Origin of the sequence: Rhodococcus sp. NPDC056960, from assembly GCF_042674125.1 — a bacterium.
Lineage (GTDB): Bacteria > Actinomycetota > Actinomycetes > Mycobacteriales > Mycobacteriaceae > Rhodococcus_F.
Genome location: NZ_JBHURF010000020.1, coordinates 67,379 through 93,233, shown reverse-complemented (window position 1 = coordinate 93,233; position 25,855 = coordinate 67,379). Strand labels below are relative to the sequence as shown.

26 protein-coding genes are annotated in these 25,855 nt (G+C 67.4%); 6 read left to right on the top strand and 20 right to left on the bottom strand.

Annotated features, from left to right (window positions below):
• The gene (locus ACFTWF_RS29110; protein WP_378464594.1) at window positions 1–963 is read left to right on the top strand and encodes a helix-turn-helix domain-containing protein; all 963 of its coding nucleotides are present in this window, start codon (window positions 1–3) and stop codon (window positions 961–963) included.
• Window positions 964–1,073: 110 nt separating this feature from the next.
• On the opposite strand, the gene ACFTWF_RS29105 is transcribed toward ACFTWF_RS29110, so the two are convergent.
• Genes ACFTWF_RS29105 through hpaC form a run of 4 tightly spaced genes read right to left on the bottom strand, consistent with a single transcriptional unit; the run spans window position 1,074 to window position 4,785 of the window.
• Complete coding sequence (locus ACFTWF_RS29105; protein WP_378464593.1) at window positions 1,074–2,345, bottom strand: amidase; 1,272 nt, start codon at window positions 2,343–2,345, stop codon at window positions 1,074–1,076.
• The gene (locus ACFTWF_RS29100; protein ID WP_378464592.1) at window positions 2,342–3,892 is read right to left on the bottom strand and encodes a cation acetate symporter; all 1,551 of its coding nucleotides are present in this window, start codon (window positions 3,890–3,892) and stop codon (window positions 2,342–2,344) included. The genes ACFTWF_RS29105 and ACFTWF_RS29100 overlap by 4 nt, the downstream gene beginning before the upstream one ends.
• Window positions 3,893–3,895: 3 nt before the next feature.
• Window positions 3,896–4,189 carry a DUF485 domain-containing protein gene (locus ACFTWF_RS29095; RefSeq protein WP_378464591.1) on the bottom strand — a complete coding sequence of 98 codons (294 nt, stop codon included), beginning with the start codon at window positions 4,187–4,189 and terminating at the stop codon, window positions 3,896–3,898.
• A 2-nt stretch (window positions 4,190–4,191) separates the two neighbouring features.
• Window positions 4,192–4,785 carry a 4-hydroxyphenylacetate 3-monooxygenase, reductase component gene (gene hpaC, locus ACFTWF_RS29090; RefSeq protein ID WP_378464590.1) on the bottom strand — a complete coding sequence of 198 codons (594 nt, stop codon included), beginning with the start codon at window positions 4,783–4,785 and terminating at the stop codon, window positions 4,192–4,194.
• 225 nt (window positions 4,786–5,010) lie between these two features.
• Here hpaC and ACFTWF_RS29085 point away from each other — a divergent pair, with 225 nt between their 5' ends.
• Window positions 5,011–5,634 carry a response regulator transcription factor gene (locus ACFTWF_RS29085; RefSeq protein WP_378464589.1) on the top strand — a complete coding sequence of 208 codons (624 nt, stop codon included), beginning with the start codon at window positions 5,011–5,013 and terminating at the stop codon, window positions 5,632–5,634.
• A gap of 30 nt (window positions 5,635–5,664) precedes the next feature.
• Here the strand turns inward: ACFTWF_RS29085 and ACFTWF_RS29080 are convergent, their stop codons facing one another.
• The 7 genes from ACFTWF_RS29080 to ACFTWF_RS29050 are packed head-to-tail and all read right to left on the bottom strand — an operon-like array spanning window position 5,665 to window position 11,275.
• On the bottom strand, window positions 5,665–6,624 hold the full coding sequence (locus ACFTWF_RS29080; protein ID WP_378464588.1) for a PDR/VanB family oxidoreductase: 960 nt from the start codon (window positions 6,622–6,624) through the stop codon (window positions 5,665–5,667).
• 27 nt (window positions 6,625–6,651) lie between these two features.
• Window positions 6,652–7,392, bottom strand: a complete 741-nt coding sequence (locus tag ACFTWF_RS29075) for an SDR family NAD(P)-dependent oxidoreductase (RefSeq protein WP_378464587.1) — start codon at window positions 7,390–7,392, stop codon at window positions 6,652–6,654.
• A 27-nt stretch (window positions 7,393–7,419) separates the two neighbouring features.
• Window positions 7,420–7,923, bottom strand: a complete 504-nt coding sequence (locus ACFTWF_RS29070; RefSeq protein WP_378464586.1) for an aromatic-ring-hydroxylating dioxygenase subunit beta — start codon at window positions 7,921–7,923, stop codon at window positions 7,420–7,422.
• Window positions 7,913–9,199, bottom strand: coding sequence for a Rieske 2Fe-2S domain-containing protein (locus tag ACFTWF_RS29065; protein ID WP_378464585.1), 1,287 nt, complete (start codon window positions 9,197–9,199; stop codon window positions 7,913–7,915). The genes ACFTWF_RS29070 and ACFTWF_RS29065 overlap by 11 nt, the downstream gene beginning before the upstream one ends.
• An 11-nt stretch (window positions 9,200–9,210) precedes the next feature.
• A complete protein-coding gene (locus tag ACFTWF_RS29060; RefSeq protein ID WP_378464584.1) occupies window positions 9,211–9,699 on the bottom strand; it encodes a nuclear transport factor 2 family protein in 489 nt (162 codons plus the stop codon).
• A 5-nt stretch (window positions 9,700–9,704) separates the two neighbouring features.
• On the bottom strand, window positions 9,705–10,082 hold the full coding sequence (locus ACFTWF_RS29055) for a hypothetical protein (RefSeq protein ID WP_378464583.1): 378 nt from the start codon (window positions 10,080–10,082) through the stop codon (window positions 9,705–9,707).
• Between the two features lie 29 nt (window positions 10,083–10,111).
• A complete protein-coding gene (locus ACFTWF_RS29050) occupies window positions 10,112–11,275 on the bottom strand; it encodes an acyl-CoA dehydrogenase family protein (protein WP_378464582.1) in 1,164 nt (387 codons plus the stop codon).
• Window positions 11,276–11,473: 198 nt separating this feature from the next.
• On the opposite strand from ACFTWF_RS29050, the gene ACFTWF_RS29045 reads away from it, so the two are divergent.
• Window positions 11,474–12,979: an ATP-binding protein gene (locus ACFTWF_RS29045; protein WP_378464581.1), complete on the top strand. Its 1,506-nt coding sequence runs from the start codon at window positions 11,474–11,476 to the stop codon at window positions 12,977–12,979.
• Between the two features lie 100 nt (window positions 12,980–13,079).
• Window positions 13,080–13,349 (top strand): hypothetical protein, encoded by a 270-nt coding sequence (locus ACFTWF_RS29040; protein WP_378464580.1) that lies wholly within the window; start codon window positions 13,080–13,082, stop codon window positions 13,347–13,349.
• A 90-nt stretch (window positions 13,350–13,439) separates the two neighbouring features.
• Here the strand turns inward: ACFTWF_RS29040 and ACFTWF_RS29035 are convergent, their stop codons facing one another.
• The 8 genes from ACFTWF_RS29035 to styD all read right to left on the bottom strand — a co-directional run bounded on the left by ACFTWF_RS29035 (window position 13,440) and on the right by styD (window position 22,882).
• Entirely contained in the window at window positions 13,440–15,149 is a 1,710-nt protein-coding gene (locus ACFTWF_RS29035) for an amidohydrolase (RefSeq protein WP_378464579.1), read from the bottom strand.
• 34 nt (window positions 15,150–15,183) lie between these two features.
• Entirely contained in the window at window positions 15,184–15,705 is a 522-nt protein-coding gene (locus ACFTWF_RS29030; RefSeq protein WP_378464578.1) for a DUF5134 domain-containing protein, read from the bottom strand.
• A gap of 8 nt (window positions 15,706–15,713) precedes the next feature.
• Window positions 15,714–17,150: an APC family permease gene (locus tag ACFTWF_RS29025; RefSeq protein ID WP_378464577.1), complete on the bottom strand. Its 1,437-nt coding sequence runs from the start codon at window positions 17,148–17,150 to the stop codon at window positions 15,714–15,716.
• On the bottom strand, window positions 17,143–19,098 hold the full coding sequence (locus ACFTWF_RS29020) for a primary-amine oxidase (RefSeq protein WP_378464576.1): 1,956 nt from the start codon (window positions 19,096–19,098) through the stop codon (window positions 17,143–17,145). Before ACFTWF_RS29020 ends, ACFTWF_RS29025 begins: the two co-directional genes overlap by 8 nt.
• Window positions 19,099–19,266: 168 nt before the next feature.
• Window positions 19,267–19,836, bottom strand: a complete 570-nt coding sequence (locus tag ACFTWF_RS29015; RefSeq protein ID WP_378464674.1) for a TetR/AcrR family transcriptional regulator — start codon at window positions 19,834–19,836, stop codon at window positions 19,267–19,269.
• A 52-nt stretch (window positions 19,837–19,888) separates the two neighbouring features.
• Window positions 19,889–20,209 carry a DMT family transporter gene (locus ACFTWF_RS29010; RefSeq protein ID WP_378464575.1) on the bottom strand — a complete coding sequence of 107 codons (321 nt, stop codon included), beginning with the start codon at window positions 20,207–20,209 and terminating at the stop codon, window positions 19,889–19,891.
• A gap of 29 nt (window positions 20,210–20,238) precedes the next feature.
• Window positions 20,239–21,354 carry an NDMA-dependent alcohol dehydrogenase gene (locus tag ACFTWF_RS29005; protein ID WP_378464574.1) on the bottom strand — a complete coding sequence of 372 codons (1,116 nt, stop codon included), beginning with the start codon at window positions 21,352–21,354 and terminating at the stop codon, window positions 20,239–20,241.
• 40 nt (window positions 21,355–21,394) lie between these two features.
• A complete protein-coding gene (styD, locus tag ACFTWF_RS29000; protein ID WP_378464573.1) occupies window positions 21,395–22,882 on the bottom strand; it encodes a phenylacetaldehyde dehydrogenase StyD in 1,488 nt (495 codons plus the stop codon).
• Window positions 22,883–23,052: 170 nt separating this feature from the next.
• Between styD and ACFTWF_RS28995 the strand changes: the two genes are divergently transcribed.
• Window positions 23,053–23,718, top strand: a complete 666-nt coding sequence (locus tag ACFTWF_RS28995; protein ID WP_378464572.1) for a helix-turn-helix domain-containing protein — start codon at window positions 23,053–23,055, stop codon at window positions 23,716–23,718.
• Between the two features lie 82 nt (window positions 23,719–23,800).
• Window positions 23,801–24,388 carry a transcriptional regulator gene (locus ACFTWF_RS28990; RefSeq protein ID WP_378464571.1) on the top strand — a complete coding sequence of 196 codons (588 nt, stop codon included), beginning with the start codon at window positions 23,801–23,803 and terminating at the stop codon, window positions 24,386–24,388.
• Between the two features lie 57 nt (window positions 24,389–24,445).
• Here ACFTWF_RS28990 and ACFTWF_RS28985 read toward each other — a convergent pair whose 3' ends face one another.
• The gene (locus ACFTWF_RS28985) at window positions 24,446–25,801 is read right to left on the bottom strand and encodes an ammonium transporter (protein WP_378464570.1); all 1,356 of its coding nucleotides are present in this window, start codon (window positions 25,799–25,801) and stop codon (window positions 24,446–24,448) included.
• Window positions 25,802–25,855: the final 54 nt, after the last annotated feature.

Below are 25,855 nucleotides of genomic sequence, written 5' to 3'. Positions count from 1 at the left end.
GTGCGTCCCGGTGGTGAACACGCGCGTCCCGACGACGGGCAGTTCGAACACTGGCGGCAGGCCGTCTCCACGGCCTTCGTCCCGCTCGCCGTGGTGTCCACGGCCGAGGACGGGGCGGCGAGGTTCACCGGAACCCTACGCACCACCGCGCTGGGCGGGTTGCAGCTCAGCGAGGTCGGGGGACGTGCGGTAGACGTGCGGCGCACCCGCACGTCGATCAAGCGGTCCGACCCCGGTCTCGTGAAGGTGGGCCTGCAGTTGTCGGGTCGCGGCGTCATCGTCCAGGACGATCGGGAGGCCGTCCTCGGCCCCGGCGACTTCGCCGTCTACGACACCAGCAAACCGTACGATCTGCACTTCGCCGACGACTTCAGCATGTTCGTGCTGATGTTTCCCCGCGAACTGCTGCGCATCGCCTCACGCGAACTCGGCACCGTGTCGGCGCGCCGCATCCCCGGCAGCACCGGCATGGGTGCGCTCGTCTCACCGTTCCTGAAAAATCTCCACCACTCCGTCGTGACCGGCACGATGCCGACGACCCCCCTCGTCGAGGACGCGGTGGTCGACCTGCTCAGCGCGGCCGTGCAATCGGAGGCGCCCGCCGACGCCGCGGCGCCCGGCGCGACGCTGCTGCTGCGCGTGAAGTCGTTCATCGACGCACGCCTCCACGACCCCGCGCTCGACACCACCACCGTCGCGTCCCACCACCACGTGTCGACGCGGCACCTGCAGAAGATGTTCGAGGCAGACGGACACACGGTCGCCGGGTGGATCCGGCACCGCAGGCTCGAACTGTGCCGGCGGGACCTGAGAGACGACCGATTCCGGGCCGAGAGCATCGGAACCATCTGCGCCCGTCACGGACTCGTCAACTCGTCACACTTCTCCCGGCTCTTCAAGGACACGTACGGGGTGTCGCCGCGCGCCTTCCGCGAACAGGAACCGCTGTCGGTCAGCGTGTAACGCGGGCAGAATAGGCCGCACCCCACGTGAGTGGGAAAGTGTGCTCCGGCACGCTTTCCCACTCACGTGGGGTGGGTCTTTTTCGGGGCGGCTACCGCCTGTGAGCGGTGTCAGAGCACGGATTCCAGCCACACCGCGATCTCGAACAGGCGCTGCTCGGCGCCGGGACGTCCGATCAGCTGCAACCCGAGGGGAAGCCCTGTGTTGTCGCGCTTTCCGGGGATGGTGACCACCGGCAGACCCATTGCCTGCCACGGTCGGCTCAGCACGGGCGTACCCGTCGCGTCGTGACCACGGGGAGCGGCGCCGAGTGCGGCGGGTCCGAGGATGGCCTCGTCTTCGTCCAGCGCCGCGAGCAGCAACTGCCGCATTTCGGCTATTCCGGCCAGGGCGGCTTGGTACTCCGCGCCGGCGGTCTGTGCCCCCGTCGCGAACAGCTCGGCGAGGGGTGTGCTGATCTCCTCGGGCCGCGCCGCCTCGGCCGCGCGTTCCCGGGCGGCCTCGTACGCCATCACCGTGTGATGGTGTTCCGTCAGCGCGACGATGGTCGGGGCGGCATCAAGTTCCCGGCACTGCACGCCTGCCGCCGCGGCAGAGTCGGCGGTCTCCACGAGTGCCGCGGTCATCTCCGGGGACACCTCGCCGAGTTCGACGCCACTCCACAGGCGAAGCCGGCCCGGTGCGGAAGGCACGAGCGCGGGCGCACGGGTGCCGTCGCGCAGCGCCGTCCACGCGAAGTGGAGGTCGGACACGGTGCGCGCCAACAGGCCCAGCGAGTCGAGACTGGGGCTCAACCCGGTGATGCCGTCGGTCGAGAACTCGCCGCGCGCGGTCACGAATCCGGCGACCCCGCAGAACGATGCCGGCCGGGTCAGCGACCCCGCGGTCTGGGTTCCGAACGCCAGCGGCACCATGCCCGCGGCGACTGCGGCCGCCGAGCCGCTCGACGACCCACCGGGCGTGTGCTCGACGGCGCGGGGATTGCGGGTCGGACCGGGCCGGAAGTACCCGAATTCGGTAGTCACCGTCTTGCCGACCGGGAGTGCCCCGAGGGCCCGCGACCGTGCCACACAGTCCGCGTCCGTCGTCGCCGGTGCCGTACTGCGCAGGTCGCTGCCGCAGCGCGTCGGCATCCCGGCGACGTCGATGAGGTCCTTGACGCCGACGGGAACGCCCCAGAGCGCGCCGCCGGGGCCGCCCTCCTGGATGCGGGCTGCCGCAGACCGTACCGCGTCGGGATCGAGGTGAGCCCAGGCGTGGATCGTCGGATCCAGGTCCGTGATCCGCGCGAGTGCCGCCTCCGCCACGTCGATCGGCGTCGTCGAACCGGCCGACAGCTGCTCGGCAAGGTCCCGCAGTGGTGACCGTAGTTCCGTCTTCATCGCGTCACCGCCATCGTGTCGTCGCTGGTCGACTCGACCTGTCCGGTGAGCGCTCGGGTGCGCATCACGGTGAAGAGGCGATCGGCTCGTGCCTTCGTCTCCCCGGACGGCGCCGACAACAGCGCGACGACGACGGACACCGCCAGCGACAGGGGTGCCACCGCGAGTGCCGGGTTGGAGAACCCGAGAACGGAGTCCGGCCCCTGCACCACCGGGCTGAGCAGGATCACGGTGACCGACAGCACCAGACCGACCACGATGCCGGAGATGACCGCACGCGCCGTCATGCGCTTCCAGTACATGGTCAGCAGCAGGGCAGGCAGGTTCGCGCACGCCGCGATGGACATGCCCAGCGACGCGAGGAACGCGACGTTCTGCTTCTGCGCCGCGAAGGCGATGGCGACGCCGATGACGCAGGTCGCCACGGTCGCGACGCGGGCCGCGCGGTGCTGAGCCTTCGCCGACACCGTCCCGTTCCGGATCACCTGCCCGTAGAGGTCGTGCGCGATCGCACCCGAGGTGGCGATCACCAGCCCGGACAGTGCGGCCAGGATCGTCACGAACGCGACGGCCGCGACGAACGCCAGGAGCACACCGCCACCGACGGTTTCGGCGAGCTGCGCGACCGCGAGGTTGCCGCCCCGATTCTCGGATTTGATCACGTCGATGCCGACGAGCTTCGCGGCGCCGTATCCGAGCACGGGAACCAGGAGGTAGAAGGCGAAGAAGATCCAGATGGCCGTGTACGCCGACGTCCGCGCCTGCTTCGCGTCCGGAACGGTGAGGAACCGGATCATCACGTGCGGAAGGCCGAGCACGCCCAGGACGAGTCCGACGGTCTGCGACAGCTGGTCGAACGACGCTGCGCCCGAGGTGCGCTGCGGTGCGACGAAGGACTGGCCGAACTCCGCCAGGGCGGTGCTGAACGGCCCGAACGGGTTGAAGTCGAATCGCACCAACACGAGAACGAACAGCACCACGGCGCACACCATCAGGAGACCGGTCTTGATGATCTGGATCCAGCTGGTGGCGAGCATCCCACCCACGAGTGTGTACGCGGTGGTGAGCGTTCCGATGATCAGGACGGCCACGGCGTAGTCGAGGTCGAACAGCAGCGACACGAGAAGTGCGGCCCCGACCAGTTGCGACACGAGATAGACCACGCTGATCACGACGGTGCTGATCGCCATCATCGACCGCACGTCCTTGCCGGGGAACCGGGTGGCCAGGACATCCGCCAGCGTGAACCGGCCGAGGTTGCGCAGGGGTTCCGCGATCAGCAGCATCGCGAGCACGAACGCGACCGGCACGAAGACCGCGAGGTAGAAGCCGTTGAAACCGGTGAGCGCGATCGCGCCGGTGACACCGAGAAACGAGGCGGCCGAGATGAAGTCGCCCGCGATCGCGACGCCGTTCTGCCGACCGGTGAGACTTCCGCCCGCGACGTAGTGATCGGCGGCGGACTTGTTTCGCCGCGATGCCCACGCGGTGATCATCAGGGTGACCGCGACAAGTGCGGCGAAGAGTGACGCTGAGACGAGGTTCATGTGTTATCCCTCCGCCCGGACAGCGATGCGCGAGTCGAGGTCGGCGGCCCGCGTCATGTAGTACCGGGCCACGACGATGGCGACGGCGAATTGCGCGACCGCGTAGAGCCACGCCACCGTCACACCGCTGAAGACGACACCGTCGAGAGCCGAGGTGAATCCGCCGAGGACCGGCAGCGGCAGGAACAGTGCGAGCACCAGGGCGCTGAGCCGGAAGGCGAGGGCGGCACGGGTATCGGCGAGCATTCGTAGCTCAGAGTCGGGCGCGTGGGGGTCGGGCGGCGACGAGGTGACCATGTCTATTTTCCTCCGGCTGGGACGGGAACGAGGGCGGGCGTGACGGTGATCGGATCGGACCATTCGTCGTAGAACAGCCAGTCGGGTGACTCGACGGGGACCGACAACCGATGGAATTTGCGCTGGAAGTAGACGAGGCTGTCGCCCTGGTCGCGGGTCTGCACGCGATCCAGTTCGACGAACATCACCGAATGCGATCCGACGGTCTTGCTGCATGCGATCCGGCCGGCGAGCACGACGTGGGCGGCGCGCAGAATCGGCACTCCGTCGCCGGTGTCGTCCTCCCAGATGTCCCAGGCGAAGCGGTCCGCCATTGCGACTTTCGTCGCCCCCGCGAAGTGCATGGCCAGTTCCTCGTCGTCGCCGGAGAGCACGTTGATGCACACCCTGCCGTTCTCCCGGAACACGTTGTGCATCGCGCTGTTCCGATTGACGCAGACGAGCGCGGTGGGCGGGGAGTCGGACACCGAGCAGACGGCGGTCACCGTCATCCCGCAGCGTCCGGCCACCCCGTCGGTGGTCACGATGTTGACCGCGGCCGGCAGATTCGCCATCGCCGCGCGGAAGGCCAATTGCATGGCAGAGAGTTCGGGCATTTTCAGCCTCCATGAGTCGGAACAGGAAGTGTGTCTTCGCAGTGCGTCCGTCTTCCCCCGAGAAGAATATGACGCACGTCATGCGCTGGAACAGTGGCGGCGACGCTACTTTCTCGCAGTAAGTCGCCTATCCGCGTAGGGGATTTCTTCAGTTGCCTATCGCTTCCGACACCGTCGGTGTTCACTGGACGGAAGAAGCAGGCAGTCGTCTCGAGGCAGGATGCAATGGAGCAGCAGGAAACGCGGGTCTACATCGTCGACGACGATCAGGAGTTGTGCGCATCGCTTGCGTGGCTTCTCGATTCGGTCGACATCAAGGCGGAGTCCTACTTCTCGGTGCACTCGTTCCTGGAGGGCTACCGGCGCGACGTCCCGGCCTGCCTCGTCCTGGACGTCCGGATGCCGGAGGTCGGGGGATTCCAACTCCAGGAGGTGCTCCTCGCCGACGAATCACCGATACCGATCATCTTCGTGTCGGCGCACGGCGACATCAAGATGTCGGTGCGGGCGCTGCAGCGGGGCGCGCTCACGTTCATCGAGAAGCCCTACGATCCGCAGCACATGCTCGACGTCATCCAGGACGCGCTCCGGGTCGCGCGCCAGCGATTCGGCGAAACCCGCACGAGAACCGAATTGCAGGCCCGGATCGACGCACTCACAGCACGGGAACGCGAAATTCTGGCGCTCGTACTCGACGGATTGCCGAGCAAGAACATCGCCAAGGAGCTGGGCATCAGCGTGAAAACGGTCGACGTGCATCGCACCCGAATCAAGGAGAAGACCGGGGCCGACAGCATCGCCGTCCTGGTGCGCGACATCTTGCAGGCCGGAATTGCCATTCCACGATAGCTTCTCGTCGTCAAGTGACGGGAAAGACACTCACGGAAGTTCGACGACGAGACGCCCGGATCGAGCGCGCGACACACACGCCGCGATTCTGTCGCCGGCCTTCCGTTCGCTCTTGGTGAGGCAGTTGTCCCGATGGTCCGGCTCGCCCTCCAGCACATCGAGGACGCAGGTGCCGCAGATGCCCTCCCTGCAGGACGTGTCGATCTCGATGTCGTTCTCCTCGAGTACCTCGGCGATCGACTTCCCGGCCGGCACGTCGAACACCTCGCCCGTGTCGAGTTCCAGTTCGAACGCCGTGTCTTCCCCGGTCGAGACGGGCGCCGCGGCCTCGAAATGCTCGAAGTGCACCGAGTCCTCGCCGACCGCCGCTTCCGCCAACTCGCGGACCCGGGCCATGAAACCCTCGGGGCCGCAAGTGTAGACGTGCGTCGCGGCGGAGGCGTCCGCCAGGATCTTCTCCAGGGCCGAGAACTGGTCGTCGCGCGTCAGACCGAAATGCAGGTGCACGGCACGGCGGAAGTCCGAGGCCTCCAGCAGTTCGACGAACGCCGCCTGCTCCCTGGTTCGGGCGAAGTAGTGCAGGTCGAACGGACGTCCGTCCCGGTGTAGTGCGAACGCCAGGCTCAGCATCGGGGTGAGGCCGATGCCCGCGGCGACCAGGATGTGCCGATCCGCGTCCTCGGCGACGTCGAGCAGCGTGCGCGGCCGGCTGATCCGCAACTCGCTGCCGAGCGACACCCGGTCGTGCAGCGCCGCCGAGCCACCGCGCGGGCCGGTCTCGCGTTTGACTGCGACAACGTAGGATTCGGGTTCGTGCGGCGGGCTGCACAGTGAGTATTGCGCGAGGACGTCCGTCGGTCCGAGGATGTCGATGTGGGCGCCCGCCGGATAGGGGTCGAACGGGGAACCGTCCGTGCGAACCAGCCGGAAGGACTTGATATCCGGTGCTTCGTCGACGATGTCCGCGACGGTGACAGTGAACATGCTCATGGTGATCCTTCTCCTCGCGCGGACGGGTTACCGCATATACAGGCCGCCGTTGACGTCCCAGCAGGCGCCCGTGACCGAGGCGGCCGTCGGCGACGCGAGCAGGGCAACCGTCTCGGCGATGAAGTCGGGTGAGCCCAGAGTGCCCACCGGAATCGTGGTGACAATCGCGGCCAGTTTGTCCGCGGGCACCGTCTCCCGCACCACCGGGAGGTCCAGCGGACCGGGGGAGACGGCGTTGACCGTGACACCGGACGGCGCGAGTTCGCGTGCGAACACCTTGGTCAGCGTGCCGACGCCGCCCTTCGCTGCCGCGTAGTGTGCGCCGGTCGCGGTGCCGCCGTTCTGGCCGGCGAGCGACGCGACGTTGACGATTCGCCCGTAGCCGCGTTCGGCGAAATGGCTGCCGAACACCTGACAACCGAGGAACGCCCCGTTGAGGTTGATCTCGACGATATCCGAGAATTCCTCGGGTGCAATGTCCATCAGCGACCCGGTCTGCGACCGGCCCGCGTTGTTGACGAGAACGTCCGCCCCGCCCCAGAGGCCGACGACCAGGTCGCGCACGGACTCGAAGTCGGCCTTCTTCCGGACGTCGAGGGCTGCGGCCACGGCGGTGGTCCCGGAGGCATCGAGTTCTGCGGCAGTCTCTTTCGCCGCGGCCTCGTCGAGGTCCGCGACCACCACTCGATATCCGCGGTCATGCAACTGCCGGGCGATGACGGCGCCGAGGCCGCGTCCGGCGCCCGTGACTACTGCGACGTGATCCATGTCGAACTCCAATTCTGGGTGGGAAGGTCAGAGGAGGTAGCCGGAGGCGTTGACCGCACCCTGCGAGTTGACGAGCCGGATCACCTTCAGGTCGAGTCGCGGCCCGGATTCGGTGTAGCGAATGCGGTGGGTGACGTCGGCGGCGAGGGTCTGCTGTTCGTCGCGCTTGAATCCGACGAGGATCTGCGCGGACCGCAGCGTGACCGAGTCGTCGGTCCGTTCCTCGACCGTGAAGCGCGACAGCGTGCGGACGGTGCGGGCCGCGGCCAGCGCCGACATGGAGTAGCCGGACGTCAACCGTTCGATGCGCATGCGGCGCATGCGGGTGTCGTCGTTGACCATGTTCAGGGAACCGTCGAAGTCGTCGGTGTCCGGATCGATGGGAATGACGTACCGGCCGCTGTCGGTCCACAGGGCGTCCCAGCTCTGGTAGTCCTTGGCATCGAGGAGTGCCGCTTCCTGCCAGACGAGTTCGATCGCCTGGAGCACCCGTGTGTCGGACAACTGGGCGGACATGAGATCAGTGCTCATCGTTCATCATCTTCTTCCACATTGCGTATGCCTCGCGCATGCCGGTCTCGTCGGTGACGTGCGACGTGCGGTGTCCGTTACTGTCGAGCCCTTCGCGGTTCAGGCCGCGGTTCACCATGATCGGCATTCCCGGGGCGCCGCGGGATCCGCGCTGGACCCGGTCCCAGGCCTCGGAGTCGTCGGGGCTGCCGAACCCGAACGGGCCCTGGAAGTGTTCGTGGATCCGGAGGCGTTCCCGGTTGACGATCTCCGGCCCGCCGTCCATGCCGAGGGCGATGTGCCGGATCTCGGTCTCGTCGACGGAGATGGGCCGCAGGACGCGGAAGAACGACATCGACATCGCGACGTTGGGGAAGATGTTGAGGTTGAAGCCGGCTCCGTGCATCGAGCGGACGATGCGGCGGACCTGGTCGGCGGGCATCGTCTTCGACAGTTCCTCGACGATGTGGTCGAACCGCGCCTGAATCTTCTCACTGCCGTCGTCGTGATCCAGGTCGACGTGTTCGGGGACCATGATCGCGACGCTGTGGCCGTTGCCGAGCGCATGCGTCACGGCGTTGTCGTCGGTCATGAAGGAGAGCATGTCCGCCGTCTCGGCGTCCACGGACGACATCCACGACCGGTGCACGATGGGAAAGTGGTAGCCGTCGGTGGTGTTCTCCAGCTGGATCTTCCAGTTGCCGCGGAACCGGAAGCAGTGTTCGCCCTGGGTCTTGATCGGGTAGCCGGCACCCTGCTTCATGAACAGGTCGATCCACACCTTCGCGTCGCCGAGGAACTCGTCGAGGGGCTCGACGTCGGGGTTGAAGCTGGCGAAGATCATCCCGGCGTACGACTCCACCCGCAGGCTCTGCAGCGGCAGGTCCTTCTTGTCGAGGTCCTCGTCGTAGCCGTCGGGGTAGGGGATCCCGCGGAGCCGACCGTCGAGAGCGTACGACCAGCTGTGATACGGGCAGGTGAACCCGTTGGCCTTGCCCTTGGGAACCTCGCACACGCTGGCTCCGCGGTGCCGGCACCGGTTGAGCAGGACGTTGAAGTTCCCCTTGCGGTCGCGGTTGACGATCACCGGCTGCCGGCCGATGGTCGCCTGCTTGAAGCTGCCCGCCTCCGGGATCTCGCTCTCGTGCGCCACCCACACCCAGGTGCGGTAGAAGATCTTCTCGAGCTCGACCTCGAAGATCTCCGGGTCGGTGTACAGCGACCCGGCGACCCGGTCGTCGTCGGCGAGATCCGCGAACCGGGTGTCGGTCGCGGTGGGGTCCAGTGAAGTGGTCATCACGTTCTCTCTCAATTCGATTCGAGCAGTCGCGTCGCCTCGTCGAGGCGGGTCACGAACAGCTTCTCGGTCGTGAAGTGCTTGATTCGGGCGGTGCCGCCCCGGACTTCACAGTCGGCGGCGACACGGGCGACGAGCAGTTCGGCCGATCCGTCGTCGTAGCGCGACAGCTGCTGCATGATCCATCGCCCCCGCGCCGTGGCGTCGTCGACGTCGATCTGCTCGCTTCCGAGGAGGTGCACGTTGCTGTGGAAATGCGTGCTCGGGGGGAGATATTCGGCGAGCATCCCGACCACCGCGCGGCGGCCTTCCCGCTTACCGAACTTGCCGGAGTAGGCGGCGCCGATTCCCTCCCAGACCGCGTCGTGGGTGAAGAGGGACGCGAGCTCCTCGAGAGAAAAGTTCACGGACGGAACGTCGCACAATTCCATGTACCGGCACATCACGCGGTGCACGGCCTCGCGCTTCTCGATGCGCTCGATCGCTTCCGCGGAGTCCATTCCTGTCACACGTCCAGATCGACGTCGTCACGGACCGTGAGCGCACGGCCGATGCGGGCCTCGATCTTCGCGTACCGCCACAGCGTGTACTCGCCCACCGTGGTGGTGCGGAAGAGGTTGCAGACGGACTTGACCGTCTCCTGGGTGTCCACGTCCGCGAGGATGTAGCACGTCCACGGCCAGCCTTCCGACGGCCCGACCATGTGGCTGTCGTCGTCGATGTCCCCGATCACCCGGACGCCGGGTGTGTCGGCCACCGCGTCCATCATCCCGGAGAAGGCCTTCCACACCAGTCCGCCCTGACCGGTAGGCAGGTCGAAGAAGTTCTGGTTGATGCCGATGCAGAACAGGACCCGCAACGGCGCGGTCTGGGTGTCGGTCATGATCGTCTCCTCGAGTCGAAGTGGGGTGGTCAGATGAAGCCGGGGAAGGGCGGGATGTTCATGAGCACGGCGCCGGCGCTGTCGTAGATGCCGTCCCCGAGGAATGCGTGCTGCGGCGGAACCAGGGCCTCGCGCATGTAGCGCTGCATCGCGTTGCCGTCGTAGATCGCGCCGGTGCCCGACAGTTGGAAGGCGGTGTGCACGGCGGACGCTCCCGCCTTGGCCACGTGCGTCGAGGACAGCCGGAGCAGCGCCGCGAGCTTGTCCGGGACCGGATCGCCGGCGACCACCGTGGCGTACGCCTCGTCGGTGACCTCGTAGAAGAAGGCGCGCGCCGAGCGCAGCGTCGCCTCCGCCTTCGCCAGGTCGATGCGGTAGTAGGCCCGGTCGGCGAGTTTGGGAGCCCCGGTGATTCCCGTTCGACCCGCGCCGACCTCCAGCGCGTGGTCCAGGGCGGCACGTCCCACGCCGAGATTGACGACGGCCAGCACCTGCGCGGCGTAGGCGATGGACGGATAGCGGTACAGGGGTTCGTCGACGGTCGGGGTTCCGCCCCGGATGAAGGTCCAGTCCTCGGGGACGACGACCCCGTCGACCTTCAGTTCGTGGCTTCCGGTTCCGGACAGTCCGACGACGTCCCAGTTCTCGACGATCTCGACGTCCTCCGGCCACAGGAGCGCGGTGCGCGGTTTTCCCGCGGTGGAGTCGCCGCCGCGGATTCCGACGCCGAGGATGTCGGCGCCCTTGCAGCCGCTGGCGAATTTCCACTGACCGGTGATCTTCAGACCGCCCGGCACCTGCTCGGCGGGCTGGACCGGGAACAATCCGCCGGCGAACACGAGGTCGGGGCTGTCCTTGTACAACTCCGCCTGCGTCGCGAGCGGCAGCGCGGCCAGATAGACGAGGGCGGAGCCGAAGCTCGCGACCCACCCGGCGGACGCATCCACCGCGGAGATCCGTTCGATCATCCGTAGGAATTCGCTCGGTGGCAGTGCGTCGCCGCCGAACTGGCGGGGTGTCGCCGCGCGGTAGATGCCGATCGCCTTGAATTCGTCGATCATGTCGCGGGGCACGAACTTCTGTGTGGCGAATTCCTCGCGCCGCACAGCGACGTGTTCGAGGACGTCCTCGAACGACAGCGTCCCGTTCGAGGCGTTGTCCGTCGTTTCGAGGGGCGGTGCGGTGGTGGTCATCGAATACTCCGATCGACGCGAAGTAGAAGGGGTGAGGCGTGTTTCGTGTGAGTTCCACGCTATTGAGCGGGCCCGTGTCGCTCAATCGGTGCTTCCCCCCGCGGCCGTGCAGAGATGTCGCGCCGGACTGAAGGAATTCCCTATCGCATTCGGCGTCGGATCGCTCAGTAGACTCGGATCGAGCCGAAGGAGGCTGCCGTGTCCGATCTCGCGCCGTCCGACTACGAGCGACTCGTCGAGTCTCTTCGTTACTGCGTCCTGGTCCACGACGCGGCGTCCAAGGACATCCTCTGGGCCAACCGGGCCGCGTCGGAACTGCTCGAGTTCACGGTCGAGGAACTCAAACCCCTCAAGGCCCCGGACATGAGTTCACGCGCGAAACGCTACCGGCGATCGGTGGGACGGCGATGGCTCCAGGAGGCGGTCGACCGGGGAGTCGCCGTCACGGAATGGGCGTATCGCGCGAAGAGCGGCAGAGAAGTCCTGACCGAAGCGATCGCCGTACGGGTCGAATTGAACGACCGGACCGTGGTCATGGTGCAGTTCCGCGACATCGAGCAGGAAGCGTCGATGCGCCGCGACCTCACCCGCACCGAGGCCGACCTCACCCGGACGGAGGCCCGGCTGTCGGCCTTCCTGCGGAACATGGCCGAGGGAATTCTCGTGCTCGACGACGACAGCCGGATCACCTATGCGAGCGAGGCGGCGTCGCAGCTCCTCGAGATCCCGGTGGCTTCGCTTGTCGGCGAACGGTTCACGGAGTTCTGCAGGGCCGGGCAGTCGCGGGAGAGTGTGCGGCGCGCTCTCGAGCTGACGACCGTCGACGGCGGTTCGCAGGGTCTGCGGTACGAGGTCGAACTGCCGTCCGAGCAGCGCCGTTGGCATGCGGGCAGCTGTCAGCACATTGCCATCGAGAACGACCTGAGTGGCCACCTGCTGCTCTTCCACGACGTGACCGAACACGTGCGCACCGAACAAGAGCACGAACGGGACTCGCAGTACCTCAACTATCTGGCCCGCTACAACGCGATGGGCGACATGGCCATGGCCATCGCGCACGAGTTGGCCCAGCCCCTCGCGGCCGCCACCAATTTCATCGCGGGAACGCAGAGCCGCCTCGGTGACGGGCAGAGCGGTCGCGACGAGGTGAGCTGGGGTCTCGGCGAGGCGCGCAAGCAGATCGACCGGGCCAATCAAATCGTCCGGAGCCTGCGCGAATACGTGACGCAACTCGAGGAGTCCCAGCAGATCGTCGACCTCAACGACATCGTGGACGAATGCGCCTATTTCATCGACATCCGCGCGCGGCAGAAGGGGGTTCGCGTCGAGTACCTCCGCGCGCACGGCGCGGTCGACGTCGTGTGCGAACGTGTGCTCACCGGGCAGGTCATCCTCAACCTGTGTTTCAACGCGATCGACGAAATGGCCGAATGGCCGGAGGCCGATCGTGTCGTGACCGTCCGGACCGAGGCCACGGAGTCAGCGGGCGTCGTGAGCGTCGAGGACCACGGCAAGGGCCTCTCGCACATTCCGGACGGGCGAATCTTCGACGGCGCGTTCACATCCAAGTCCACGGGCCACGGTATCGGGCTGGCGCTGAGCCATCGCATCATCACCCGTCAGGGCGGCACACTCGACGCGCGGGAGAACGACCCGCACGGGGCCGTCTTCACGTTCACGGTGCCGATCGACCCGAACCGCTGAGCGGACCGGTGGCCCTGCGGGTAAAGGTTTCTCGCCTTCCGCCGGGCACCACCCGGTTCTAGCGTGGTACGAAAGATCGCCGCGGCCCCGGAGGTATCTCGTGGACTACTCGCATCACCATCGGACATTCCTGACCTGTTACGCCGACACCCACCGCTACGGGTGGCACCACGTCGACCTCTTCGTCCACGACGAGCACGGAAACGAGGTGAACTGGGTGCACTGGCAGGTGCGGGACGACGGACCGGCCGGCGCCGACGCCGCCACCGCGCGCGTCGAGCCGAACCTGCGGCGGACCACCGACTGGAAACGCGGAATCAGCGCCGACGGCAGCGAATACTGGATCGCGGAGGCTGCCTGGGCGCAGTGATGTGCTTCGCCGCCGGCGCGGCCAGGACGGCGAACGGCCGGTTCACCGAGAAGTGGTGAACCGGCCGTTCGGAGTTCGTAGGTCTCCGGACTACGCGACACCCTCGGTGACGCGCTCGAACACGACCTTCCCGCCCAGCACGGTGGTGACCACCTGCATGCCCGGGATGTCGTGCGGGTCGATGGTTTCGAGGTCGCCGTCGAGGATGCACAAATCGGCCACCTTGCCGGGCTCGAGTGATCCCTTCCAGTCCTCGGCGAAGTCCTGCCAGGCCGCGTTGGCGGTGTAGGTGCGGACGGCGTCCGCGAGTCCGATGCGCTGGTCGGGGCCGCTCACCGCGCCGCTGGCCTTGCTCTCGCGCAGGATCATCGTCGAGATGCCCTGGCGCCAGTCGGGCGGTGTGACCGGTGCGTCGGAACTGCTCATCAAGTGCACTCCGGATTCGACGGCACTGCGGTACGGCCATTCGTAGGCGGCCCGTTCGGTTCCGACCACTCCGACCTCGAGGTCGGCGATCGTCCACTTGATCGTCGGGTTCATATTGACGCCGATGCCGTTCTCGGCCAGGCGCTTCAGGGTGGCTTCGCTGATGAAGTCGCCGTGGATGAGGTAGTGCCGGGCGTCCGCGCGGGGGTGTGCGTTCTGTGCGGCGATGATCGCGTCGGCGACGGTGTCGATGGCACGATCACCGGTGACGTGTACACCGATCTGGTAGCCGGCCTCGTGGCCGATGCGGACCATCTCGGTCACCTCGTACACCTGGCGTTCGTCGGTGTCGCCGCCGACGCAGAGGGAGCCGCAGCCGCCGCCGACGTACTCCTCGTGCATCCAGGCGGTCTTGCTGGGCGGGATCCCGTCGGCGAACACCTTCACTCCGAGTACCCGGAACATCCGCGGATCGGTGGTCTCCGGAACGTCGATCTCGGCGAGGTTCCGTCCGAAATCCTCCGCCGACCCGGACATTCCGGTGGGCAGGAGGAGCAGGTTGACCCGGGCGCCGAGTTCTCCGCGGCGGGCGAGGTCGGCATACACCTCGAGGCCTTCGGCGCCCATCGCGCCGCCCGCGAGGGCCTCGCCGCCGGGTCCGATCGCGGGGTCGGTGAAGCTGGTGATGCCCTCGCTCTGCAGGATCGAGATGGCCGAACGCAGCGCCTCTTCCCGGCGCTCCCGGGTGAGGGCGGGGAGCACACGCTGCACGAGGGCCTGCGCACCCTCCATGACGATCCCGGTCAGCAGGCCGTCGTCGCCGACGGGCATGAGACTGCCGGGCGGCAGCGGGGTCGTCTCGTCCACACCGGCGAGCGCGAGCGCCGCGCTGTTCACCCAGGACGTGTGCCGGGAGAAGTCCTGCAGGAACACGGGGTTGTTCGGCGACACGTCGTCGAGGTCCTGGCGGGTCGGCGTCCGCGTGGTGTCTCCGCGGCATTCGTCGAGATAGCCGTCGTCCCAGCCGGTCCCGATGATCCACTGACTGTCCGGGGCGGCCGCAGCGGCCTCCCGCACGAGTTCGCGGACGTCGGCGATCGACCGGACCGTCGGGAACGAGACGTCGAGCGACAGCGGCGGCGTGTCGAGTCCGAACGCGATGGCATGCAGATGCGAATCGTTGATTCCCGGGAGGACGGTCTTCCCACCGAGGTCCGTGACCACGGTGTCCGGTCCGATCAGGGCGTCGATCTCGGCGTCGGTGCCCACCGCCTGGACCAGTCCGTCACGGACCGCGAGGGCGGTGGCGATCGTGAAGTCGTCGTCGACGGTGAAGACCTTGCCGTGGGTGTAGACGGCATCGGCGTAACTCATCGGTTCCTCCAGGGTGCTGTCGGTGGGAGGGCGGTCAGACGGCCATCGGGGCCATGCCCAGGATCATCAGTGCGGATCCCGCCGCCGCGGTGGTGACGCCGGAACGGCGCTCGGGACGAGGGGTGGAGCGGAACAGGTGCAGAGCGATCAGGGCCCAGCAGGCGAGGATGACGACGGGCAACCAGCCCGTCGACAGTCCGGCGCCGCCGTGATGGTGGCCCTGGGGCACCGATGCCGGTGTTGCCGGCATCGGTGCCGCCGTCGGAGCGAGCAGCAGCAGTACTCCCATGGCCGTGAGATCCACCGCGCAGGGAATGGCGGTCCGTCGGTGCATCGTCTCGCCGGTGACGAACAGGGCGAGGGCGACGAGGAGTCCGCCCTCCAGCAGATGAATCCAGTCGGGCACACCGGGAATCATCATGGCCACCATGGACGCCGCCATCGCGCCGTGCGCGATCCGGACCCTGCAGTCCGTTCCGTGGGACCGCCACATCGGCATGACGGCCCCGACGGCTCCGACGAACATCGCCGCGTGCACGGCCGGGATCTCGAACATCGTCGGACTCAGATCGTGGGGGTGAGTTCGCGATGCTGCTCGACGTCCGCCCGGCTCTGCCGGGTGAACCGGGCGACGACCAGTCCGGCCGCGAAGAACAGGGCGATGACGACCAGCAGGATGTTCGCGAGCAGTTCCGACCCGCCGATCAGCGTGGTGAAGTTGTCGAGCACCAACCCGGTGACGGCCACCAGGCCAATGCAACCGAGTACCGGGGCGATGCGGGTGTGCCAGAGCCGGGTATCGAGCCGGGTGCGGGCGAAGAACACGATGATCGCGACGCTGGTGAGCACCATCAGGACCAGGATGCTCACGGTGGCCAGACCCGCCATCCAGGTGAACAGTTCCAGCACCGGATCCGCGCCGACCACTGCGAACACCCCCACGACCACGATCGCGGAGATCGTCTGGGCGATCGAGCCGACGTGCGGGGAACCGTGCTTGGTGTGCGTCCGGGACAGGGCCCGCGGCGCCGCGCCCTTGCGGGCCAGGGCGAACACGTACCGGGAGATGGCGTTGTGGAAGGCCAGCAGCGCGGCGAACAGGCTCGTGACGAGCATGATGGCCATGACGTCGGCGGCGGGACCGCCGAGGAAGTGCGCGGCCGCGGCGAACGTCAGCCCGGCGGGGTCTGCAGCGGCCGCGGCGGAGACATCGTCGCTGCCGAACGCGAGGACGACGGCCCAGCTGGCGAGGGCGTAGACCAGTCCGATGACGATGACGGCGGCGTACGTCGCGATCGGGATCGTGCGCCGGGGGTTGCGGGCCTCCTCACCGTAGATCGCGGTCGCCTCGAATCCGATGAAAGATGCGATCGCGAACATCAGTGCGACACCGGGTGATCCGCTGAAGAACGACGTCGGGGTGAACGACGCGAAGTCGATACCGGCGGAGCCACCCTTCACGAGCACGCCGAACGACAGCGCGAGGATGATGCCGATCTCGAGTACGAGGAGAACCCCGAGGACCTTCGCGCCGAGGTCGATGCTGCGATAGCCGAGTACGGCCACGAGTGCGATGAGCACCAGTGCCCAGAACCACCAGGGCAGGTCGGGTCCGCCGTACTGGACGACCAGCCCTTTAATGGTCGAGGCGGCCAGTCCGTAGACGGCGGCCTGGATCGCGGTGTACGTCAGGAGTGCGAGGCCGGCGGCGCCGAGCCCGCAGGATTCCCCGAGGCCCTTGGCGACGTAGGCGTAGAACGCGCCGGTGTCGACCATGTGGCTGCTCATCGCCGCGTATCCGACGCTGAAGACGAGCAGGACCAGTGCGGCAATGAGATACGCGGTGGGGGCGCCTGCGCCGTTGCCGATCGCGATCATGACGGGCAGGGCGCCGCCGATCGCGGTCAGTGGTGCGGCGGCGGCGATGACGAGGAAGACGATCCCGACGACGCCGATGGATCCACGTAACTTACCGGCCCCGCCGGTGGTGGTGTCAGACATGGGATCCCCCGTCGGAGTGGCAGCTGCTGCCGGTGGAGCAATGCTTCGATGCGGTGCGGGGGACGTCGAGGGCGGGGTTGCGGTCGAAGAAGCCGTTGGGCTTCAACATGAATCCGGTGTAGTCGACGGGCATGATCGGCCAGTCCTCCGGGCGCGGGAAGTGTGTGAGTCCGAACGTGTGCCACACGACGACGTCCTCGTTCTCGAGATCGCGGTCGCCGGCGACGAAGCTCGGCAGACCGGCGCCGCCGGAATGCTGGTTCACGAAATCGCCTGCCGCGTACCGTTCGGCGGCGTCGAACTGCGTCACCCACAGGTGCTTGGTGGCGAACGTCGCCCGCGCCGCGATCGACGAATCGTCGTCGGCGAGCAGGATCGGCTGCCCCTCTGGATGCAGTGCGTACGCCACCGGCTTGCCCAGCCGGTTCAGCCGGTTCGGGTTGCTGATGTGCCACACGCGTCCGACGCTGTTGTCCGCGAGTCGCTGCGCCTCCGATTCCTTCGTCAGGGGAGTGCGCTCGAACGTGAAGGCATTGCCGTGCAGGTTGCCGGGCCCCATCTTCACCCGCTTGGTCTGCACCTCCTCCACCGAGTTGCGGTCGCCGTCGATCATCATGTCGAGGCGGGCGCTGAACAGGTGCTGGTGGTACGGGGCGCCGAGGCCGGGGGCGATCTCCGAGGCGTACGGGTAGTCGCCGCCCGGGTGACCGGACGTGAAGACGATGCCGGTGGCCTTCACCTCGAACTCGATGGTGCCGTCGAGGTACAGGTACCAGAAGAAACCGTAGTCGTAGTTGCCGATCGTGGTGAAGAAGGAGATGACGAGGCGGCGCTGGCGGCGGGTCTCGGCGGAGCCGGCCCACAGGTCGGTGTGCTTCCACAGCACGCCGAAGTCCTCCTCGTGCATGCACACCGCGTTCTTCAGCGTCTTGGGGCTGCCGAACTCGTCGGCGATGACGGCGTCGAAGTAGGTGATGTCACCGACGCAGTCGCAGCCGAGTTCGAGGGCGTTGGCGTAACGGCCCACCATGTACTCGCCTGTGTCGAAGTAGTTCTGCCACGACCGCACCGGAGACGGGTCGCCGTAGGGCACCACCATCTCGGCGATGGACGCGCGGTGGATGATGGGGCGGACCCGGTCGCCGTCGGCGAATCCGAGCTGATGGAGGACGAGTCCCTCGCGGGCGTCGAAGCCGACGCGGAACGACCACTTCTCCCAGTCGACGCGGTTGCCGTCGACGACGAAGCTGGGGCCCTCGGGCTGGGTGATCTCGATGGGCTTCTGGGTGGTGCGCAGGGGGCCGGTGACGGCGAGGTCGTCGAAGTTGCCGGATTCCTCGGGAATCGGGACGGCGCCGAGGTCGAGGACATCGGTGACGGTCCGGTTCATGACGTCGACGAATCCGACGAGCCCGTCGATCGGGTGGGCCCAGGCGTGGTCCTTGGGGTGGTCCTGGCGGAACGCGAGCCCCCGGAGGATCCGCTTGCCCGTCTCACCCGGGTAGTCGAAGACGCCGGCCGAGAGTGGGGCGACCCGGACGTCGGCGACGTCGAGTCCGCGGGCGGCGAGCGCGGCGAGCCAGCGGTCGTCGCCGGACAGCACCTGCTCGACGAGTTCGAACTCCTCGTCCAGGACCGGCATCTGACCGTCGCGGGTGGCGTCGAGGGTCACCGAGCTGATCACGGAACGCTGGGTCACGGACACGACGACGTCCACCGCGTTGGGCGACGAAATGTCGTGCAGTAGAACGCGGAACCGGCGATCGGTCTCGGGTGCCTCGCCCGTGTACAGCGTCGACTTGTCCGGTTCCTCGAGACCGACGTAGACGAATCGCGTCTGCTCGGTCAGCGCGTCGGCGGCCTCGAGGATCTCGCGGAGGGATGCGATTTCTTCGACGGTCGGCAGCGACAGCGGGTGGTCGATACGCGCGGGGGAAAGGGTGGGCATGTCGCGTCCTTTGGTTCTACGGGTGTTGAATAAAAAGCTTAGTGACGTACGTTACAGCCGAGGTGCCCTCGTGTAAACAGTGAATTTCGAAACCGGACAAACTGACCGTTCGGTCAAAGACGGCGTTCTATCAGAATCCGGGACAACGGTTTTGGTGGAGCCGGAGGCTCAGAGTGCGGCGAGAAACTGCTCGAGCATTTCGAGCTGACGCGTCGCCGACGTCTCACCCGGTGTGAGGACACCGAGAATCTGCATGCCCATCATCATGTTCAGGAGTTGCTCCACCACGATGGTGACGTCGATGTCGCCCACGGTGCCCTCCGTGCGAGCCTGCTCGAGGAAGACGGCCATCTGCTCGCGCCAGCTGTCCATCGTCCGGCGGTTGGTCGCGGCCATCTGCTCGTCGTACATCGCCCGCGGCCACAACGAGGCGGCGATCCTGGCCTCGAGGAGTTGCTCCTCGTTGATCGGCATCACTTCGCGGCAGAGAATCCGCAGCGCGTCGAGCCCGGTCGCGTCGCCGACCGCCGCCGCGATACGGCGATCGGTGGCCTCGGAGATGTGCTCGTACGACGTCCGGAGAATCTCGTCCTTGCCGGCGAAGTAGTGGCTCAGGGCGCCGTTGGTGTACCCGGCCTCGGTCGCGATGTCGCGCATGTTGGCCGCGTCGATACCGCGCGCGGCGATCAGCCGCCAGGCAGCGGCGGTGATGCTTCGCCGACGTTCGTCGTGATCCACGAGCTTAGGCACGACGCGTACCTGCCCCACCAGCGATCATGCGACCACGGTATCAATGCGCTCCGTCGAGATTGAGAACGACCACGCCCGACACGACGAGACCGAGTCCGAACACCTTCGTCGCGGTGAGCGGCTCGCCGAGGAACGCGGCCCCGATCGCGACGATCGCCGCCGTCCCGAGCCCCGACCACAGGGCGTAGGCGATGCCGACCGGCACCGTCTTGACCGCCTGCGACAGGAACACGAACGCCAGGACGTACCCGGAGAGGCACCCGACCGTCGGCCAGAGCCTGCTGAAGCCCTCGGTGGACTTCAGCAGGCTCGTTCCGATGACCTCGGCGAAGATCGCGGCAAGCAGGAACACGTACGGCATGGTGACAGGGAACCATGCCGTGCCGTCATCTACGAATACATGATGACGCCGCGGACGTTCTCGGCGTTCCGCATGGCCTCGTAGCCGTCGTTGATCTGATCGAGTGTGTACGTCCTCGTGATCATCTCGTCGAGCTTCAGCTGACCCTCCATGTACAGGCGGAGCAGATGCGGGATGTCGAACCGGATGTTCGCGTTGCCGAACCAGGCACCCTTGAGGGTCTTGCGCATCGCCGTCAGATCGAACAGATTCAGATCGACGTCGTTCTGCGTGACGTCGCCGACCGACACGTGGACGCACGTGCCGCCCTTGGCCACCAGGCTCATCGCGGGCGCGATGATGCGGCCGCTCGCGTTCGCGACGGTGATGAGCACCTTGTCGGCGAGTTGGCCCCACGTCAGATCCTGGAGGAGGGGGAGCGCCTCGTCGATACTCGCCGCCGTGTGGGTCGCGCCGAAGATCTTGGCCTGCTCCCGCTTGAACTCCGACGGGTCGACGACCACGACGTGCCGGGCCCCGGCCAGCGCCGCGCCCTGCACCGCCCCGCATCCGACGCCGCCCATGCCGATCACGACGACGGTCTCACCGGCCTGGACACCGGCCGCGTACACGGACGATCCCCAGCCGGTGGTGACACCGCAGCCGACCAGCGCGGCCTTGTCGAGCGGGATGTCCTTCGTGATCTTGACGCACGACGCCTCGTTGACCACCGTGTACGGCGAGAACGTCCCGATCAGGCACTGGATGGCGGCGTCCTTCCCGCGCACGTGATGCCGCGCCGTGCCGTCCGAGATCTGCCACCCCTCGAGCAGGTGAGCTCCCAGATCGCAGATGCTGGACTGCCCGGTCGCGCACTGCCGGCACCGGCCGCACGCGGGGATGAATCCGAGCGCGACGTGATCGCCCTTCTCCACGCTGGTGACACCCGGCCCGACCTCGAGCACGACTCCCGCGCCCTCGTGACCGCCGATGAACGGGTAGTACTCGAGCGGAAGGCTGCCGTCCCGGACGTGCTCGTCCGAATGACACATGCCCGACGCCGCCAACTGCAGCAGCACCTCCCCGTGCTTCGGCGGATCGAGTTCCAGTTCTTCGATCTGCCACGGCTGACCGGGCTCCCACAACACAGCGGCCTGAGTCTTCATGTCTTCTGCTCCTGTCCGGTGACGTCGATGCTGTACGGGATCAGAGGATGATCGTGACGACCTTCTCCTCGGTGTTGGCTTCGATTCCGGCCCAGCCGAGTTCGCGGCCGGTGCCGCTCGTCTTCATGCCGCCCCAGGGCAGGGCGGGGTCGATCGGAGCCCAGCCGTTCACACCGACGGCGCCCGCGCGGACCTTCCCGGCGAGGGTGTGGGCGTGCGAGATGTCGCGGGTCCAGATGGTGGCGGCCAGGCCGTAGTCGGTGGCGTTGGCGATCGCGATCGCCTCGTCGGTGGTGTCGAACGGGATGACGGTGCCGACGGGGCCGAAGATCTCTTCCTGCGCGATCTTCATGTCGTTGGTGGCATCGGCGAAGATGGTCGGCTGGACGAAGAACCCGTCCCGGTCGGGGCGGCCGCCGCCGGCGGCGACGCGTGCGCCCTCACTGCGTCCGGCCTCGATGTAGCCGAGGACGGTATCGCGCTGCTTCGCGTTGACGAGGGCGCCCATGGTGGTGGCCGGATCGAGCGGGTCGCCGAGGACCTGAGCGGACGCGGCGGCGGCGAGACCGTCGACGACCTGCGAGTACAGCGACCGGTGCACCAGGATGCGGGTGCCCGCGGCGCAGACCTCGCCCTGGTTGAAGAACAGTCCCATCGCGGTGCCGTTGATGGCGGCCTCGAGGTCGGCGTCGGGGAGGATAATCTGCGGGGACTTGCCGCCGAGTTCGAGGGTGGTGCGCTTGAACGTGTCGGCGGCGCGCTTGGCGATGATCCGGCCGACGCGGGGGCTGCCGGTGAAGCTGATCTTGTCGATGTCGGGGTGGCCGGCGAGCGCGTCGCCCGCGACCTCACCGAGTCCGGGCACGATGTTGACGGTGCCCGCGGGCAGTCCGGCCTCTTTCAGGAGCGTCGCGAGGTGCAGGATCGACAGCGGTGCATCCTCCGGCGGCTTCACCACCAGGGTGTTCCCCGCGGCCAGGGCGGGGGCGATCTTCCATGCCGAGATCATCAGCGGGGTGTTCCACGGGACGATCGCGCCGATCACGCCGACCGGTTCGCGGACGGTGTACGAGTGGGTGGGCTGACCGAAGTAGCCGGCGGTCGGGATGGTCTGGCCGGTGATCTTGTCGGCCCAGCCGGCGAAGTGGCGGAACGTGCCCGCGGCCATCGGGATGTCGAGCATGGTGGGCTGGCCGACGGGCTTGCCGACGTCGAGGGCCTCGAGCCGGGCCAGGAGCGCGCCGTCGCGTTCGATGAGGTCGGCGATCTTGTTCAGGATGCGTCCGCGGGCGGCGCCGGGCAGCGAGCCCCATTCACCGTTCAGCTGGGTGCGGGCGGCTCGGACCGCGTCGTCGATGTCCTGGGCGGTGCCCGAGGCGATCTGCGCGAGGGGCCGGCCGGTGGCCGGGCTCAGATCCGTGAACGTTCCGCCGTCCGAGGCCGGACGCCACTGCCCGCCGATGAACAGCTCGGTCGCGGTGGCGTCGGGAAGCCCTGTGGCACTGACGTTCTCGTGTACTGCGGTCATGGCGTCAACTCTCCCGGTGATGTTGTGATGGCTGTCACAAGCATGGGGGCGTGGGGGCGGCGTCGTCTTGCACGAGCGCGCACGCTTGTTGCTCGTATGCGCACCGATTTGCCGCCCGGGCCGTCGAGTCGCAGTTTCCTGACAGTAAACAGCGCTGTTACGATGCGGACGTGACGACTCGACCCGAGACCGGGATCCACCGCGACACGGGAGACCCCGCGCCCGTCGATCGGGAGGTGCCGTCCGATACGCCGACCGGCCCCGATCTGGAGAAGGTCATCGCCCGGCAGGTCCGGTCGCTCCGCAAGGCCAGCGGTCTGTCCGTGGGCGACATGGCGGCCAAGGTCGGTATCTCGAAGGCCATGTTGTCGAAGATCGAGAACTCGCAGACCTCGTGCAGCCTGTCGACGCTGGCGCGGCTCGCGGCGGGCCTCGACGTGCCCGTGACCTCCCTTTTCCGGGGTGCCGACACCGCACGCGACGCCGTGTACGTGGAGGCGGGCCACGGTGCGGTCATCGTCGGGCGCGGCACCCGGGTGGGGCACCACTACGAACTCCTCGGCGCACTGCGCGGGCAGCACAAGCGGCTCGAACCCGTGCTGGTCACGCTCACCGACTCCAGTGAGACGTTTCCGCTGTTCCAGCACGCCGGCACCGAACTGCTGTACATGCTCGAGGGCGTCATGGTCTACGGGCACGGCGAAGCCGAGTACACACTGCGGCCGGGTGATTCACTGCTCCTCGACGGCGAAGGCCTCCACGGTCCCAACGACCTCGTGCGGTTGCCCATCCGGTTCCTCGCCGTCACGGCGTACCCGGACCATCACGAGGACTGACTCCGCCCACCGCGATTTCGTCCTTCCTCCATGCCGTGTGCCGGGCGTAGAGTGGCGGGTGGTTCGAAAGGTCGTGGTAGCAATGTTGGCGACAGTTCAGATAGCGTCCGGCGGAAAAGCGGCGCTGCCCTTCGATCCCGCCGAGCCGGTCCACCTGGCCACCGCGGGCGCGATCGGTCTCTACTATTTCGATTACGGCACCGATGCGCGAATGAATACGGATGATCTCGGCGACTTCTACGTTGTTCAGATCCCGCTGTCGGGAACGGCCCGGATTACCTCTGGCGCAGAGGAGTTCGACTCGACCATGACGGTTGCGTCGATTCTGTCCCCGGGGCGCCCCGCGAGCATGGAGTGGCACGAGGGGCAATCTCAGCTGATCGTCCGACTGGCGCGCCGAACCCTCGAGGAACAGTTGCAGGAGATTCTCGGGAGTCCACTCGATCAACCCCTTCGATTCGAGCAGCAGATGGAACTCGCAAGCCCCGCTGTGCGCGGGTGGCGTGAGGCGGTGGAACTGCTCGAACACAAAGTCGCGAATCATGCAGCCATCACCGCCGATTCGGCCGCGATGGCGGAATTCGACCGAATCGTGTTGAGTCAGTTCTTGTCCGCCCAGCCGAGCAACTACAGCGACAGGCTACGTAGTCTGGCTCAGAGTCTGACGTAGTCGGCGACGCCCCCGCCCACGGAGTCCGCGGGCGGGGGCGTCGATGTCCGTTGGTGCTCAGGCCTTCGCGGGATCTCCCGCCGCTCCGGCCGCGATCGCTTCTGCCCCGAGCACCGCGTCGGATCCGTGCTTGGATGCGCCGGTGAGTCCGACGGCGTCGAGCACGTACGCCGTCTCGCCGTGGACGGACACGTCGAGGCCGTCGTATTCGCTTTCCTGGTCGGCCCGGATGCCCATGAACTTCTTCAGCGCCGCGGCGATGACCAGGGTGACGACGAAGCAGTACGCGAGAACGGCTGCCACCGCGACACATTGGCGCCACAAGACGTCGAATCCGCCGCCGTAGAGGAGCCCCGCGGCGCCGTTGGGAGCGGCCGGATCTGCGAGGAATCCGATCAGTACGGTGCCGAGGATGCCGCCGACCAGGTGCACGCCGACGACGTCGAGCGCGTCGTCGTAGCCGAGCCGGTACTTCCAGGAGACCGCGAAGCAGCAGACCGCGCCCGCGGCGCCCCCGACGACCAGTGCGCCGAGGGGTGAGACGGCACCGCAAGCGGGTGTGATGGCGACCAGCGCCGCGATGAGACCCGACGCGGCGCCCAGCGACGTGGCGTGGCCTTCACGCAGTTTCTCGACCACCAGCCAGGCGCAGATGCCGGCGCACGCCGCGGCGACGGTGTTGAGGATGACGACGGACGCGCTGTTGCCGGCGGACAGCGCCGAGCCGCCGTTGAACCCGAACCAGCCGAAGAGCAGGATGCCGGCCCCGAGCATCGTCAGGGGGAGGCTGTGCGGGCGCGGCGCGACGGGGAACGTCTTGCGGGCGCCGAGAACCAGGACGACGGCGAGCGCGGCGACGCCGGCGTTGATGTGCACCGCCGTGCCGCCCGCGAAGTCGATGGCACCGAGGGTGTTGGCGATCCATCCGCCGACCACCGAGCCGTCCTCGGAGTCGAATGCGAACACCCAGTGGGCGACGGGGAAGTAGACGAACGTCGCCCACAGTCCGGCGAACAGCATCCACGCACCGAACTTCATCCGGTCGGCCAGCGCACCCGAGATGAGTGCGACGGTGATGCCGGCGAACAACAGCTGGAATCCGGAGACCAGCGCGGGCGGCAGTCCGGGTTCGGCCGGGGCCTCCAGCAGCGAGCTGGAGCCGAAGAACTCGAGCGGGTCGCCCAGGATGCCGAGGCCGCCGAGGGAATTGCCGAGCACGGCCGAGTAACCGAACACGATCCACAGCACCCCGACGACGGCGAACGCGCCGAACGTCATCATGGCCATGTTGAGCGTGTTGCGCACGCTGACCATCCCGCCGTAGAACATGGCCAGGCCCGGCACCATGAGGCTCACCGCCGTGAATGCCGCCAGAATCCAGGCGGTGTCGGCCGCAGCGACTGCTTCGTTCATAGTCGTCCACCTTGATCGAGGATGGCGGGGCACTCGCAGTGTCCGCCAATGGGA

Coding starts and splice junctions, on each gene's coding strand:
- ACFTWF_RS29105 (WP_378464593.1), bottom strand. CDS start 2,345: ATGAAGACGGAACTACGGTCACCACTGCGGGACCTTGCCGAGCAGCTG.
- ACFTWF_RS29100 (WP_378464592.1), bottom strand. CDS start 3,892: ATGAACCTCGTCTCAGCGTCACTCTTCGCCGCACTTGTCGCGGTCACC.
- ACFTWF_RS29095 (WP_378464591.1), bottom strand. CDS start 4,189: ATGGTCACCTCGTCGCCGCCCGACCCCCACGCGCCCGACTCTGAGCTA.
- hpaC (WP_378464590.1), bottom strand. CDS start 4,785: ATGCCCGAACTCTCTGCCATGCAATTGGCCTTCCGCGCGGCGATGGCG.
- ACFTWF_RS29085 (WP_378464589.1), top strand. CDS start 5,011: ATGGAGCAGCAGGAAACGCGGGTCTACATCGTCGACGACGATCAGGAG.
- ACFTWF_RS29080 (WP_378464588.1), bottom strand. CDS start 6,624: ATGAGCATGTTCACTGTCACCGTCGCGGACATCGTCGACGAAGCACCG.
- ACFTWF_RS29075 (WP_378464587.1), bottom strand. CDS start 7,392: ATGGATCACGTCGCAGTAGTCACGGGCGCCGGACGCGGCCTCGGCGCC.
- ACFTWF_RS29070 (WP_378464586.1), bottom strand. CDS start 7,923: ATGAGCACTGATCTCATGTCCGCCCAGTTGTCCGACACACGGGTGCTC.
- ACFTWF_RS29065 (WP_378464585.1), bottom strand. CDS start 9,199: ATGACCACTTCACTGGACCCCACCGCGACCGACACCCGGTTCGCGGAT.
- ACFTWF_RS29060 (WP_378464584.1), bottom strand. CDS start 9,699: ATGGACTCCGCGGAAGCGATCGAGCGCATCGAGAAGCGCGAGGCCGTG.
- ACFTWF_RS29055 (WP_378464583.1), bottom strand. CDS start 10,082: ATGACCGACACCCAGACCGCGCCGTTGCGGGTCCTGTTCTGCATCGGC.
- ACFTWF_RS29050 (WP_378464582.1), bottom strand. CDS start 11,275: ATGACCACCACCGCACCGCCCCTCGAAACGACGGACAACGCCTCGAAC.
- ACFTWF_RS29035 (WP_378464579.1), bottom strand. CDS start 15,149: ATGAGTTACGCCGATGCCGTCTACACCCACGGCAAGGTCTTCACCGTC.
- ACFTWF_RS29030 (WP_378464578.1), bottom strand. CDS start 15,705: ATGTTCGAGATCCCGGCCGTGCACGCGGCGATGTTCGTCGGAGCCGTC.
- ACFTWF_RS29025 (WP_378464577.1), bottom strand. CDS start 17,150: ATGTCTGACACCACCACCGGCGGGGCCGGTAAGTTACGTGGATCCATC.
- ACFTWF_RS29020 (WP_378464576.1), bottom strand. CDS start 19,098: ATGCCCACCCTTTCCCCCGCGCGTATCGACCACCCGCTGTCGCTGCCG.
- ACFTWF_RS29010 (WP_378464575.1), bottom strand. CDS start 20,209: ATGCCGTACGTGTTCCTGCTTGCCGCGATCTTCGCCGAGGTCATCGGA.
- ACFTWF_RS29005 (WP_378464574.1), bottom strand. CDS start 21,354: ATGAAGACTCAGGCCGCTGTGTTGTGGGAGCCCGGTCAGCCGTGGCAG.
- styD (WP_378464573.1), bottom strand. CDS start 22,882: ATGACCGCAGTACACGAGAACGTCAGTGCCACAGGGCTTCCCGACGCC.
- ACFTWF_RS28990 (WP_378464571.1), top strand. CDS start 23,801: ATGTTGGCGACAGTTCAGATAGCGTCCGGCGGAAAAGCGGCGCTGCCC.
- ACFTWF_RS28985 (WP_378464570.1), bottom strand. CDS start 25,801: ATGAACGAAGCAGTCGCTGCGGCCGACACCGCCTGGATTCTGGCGGCA.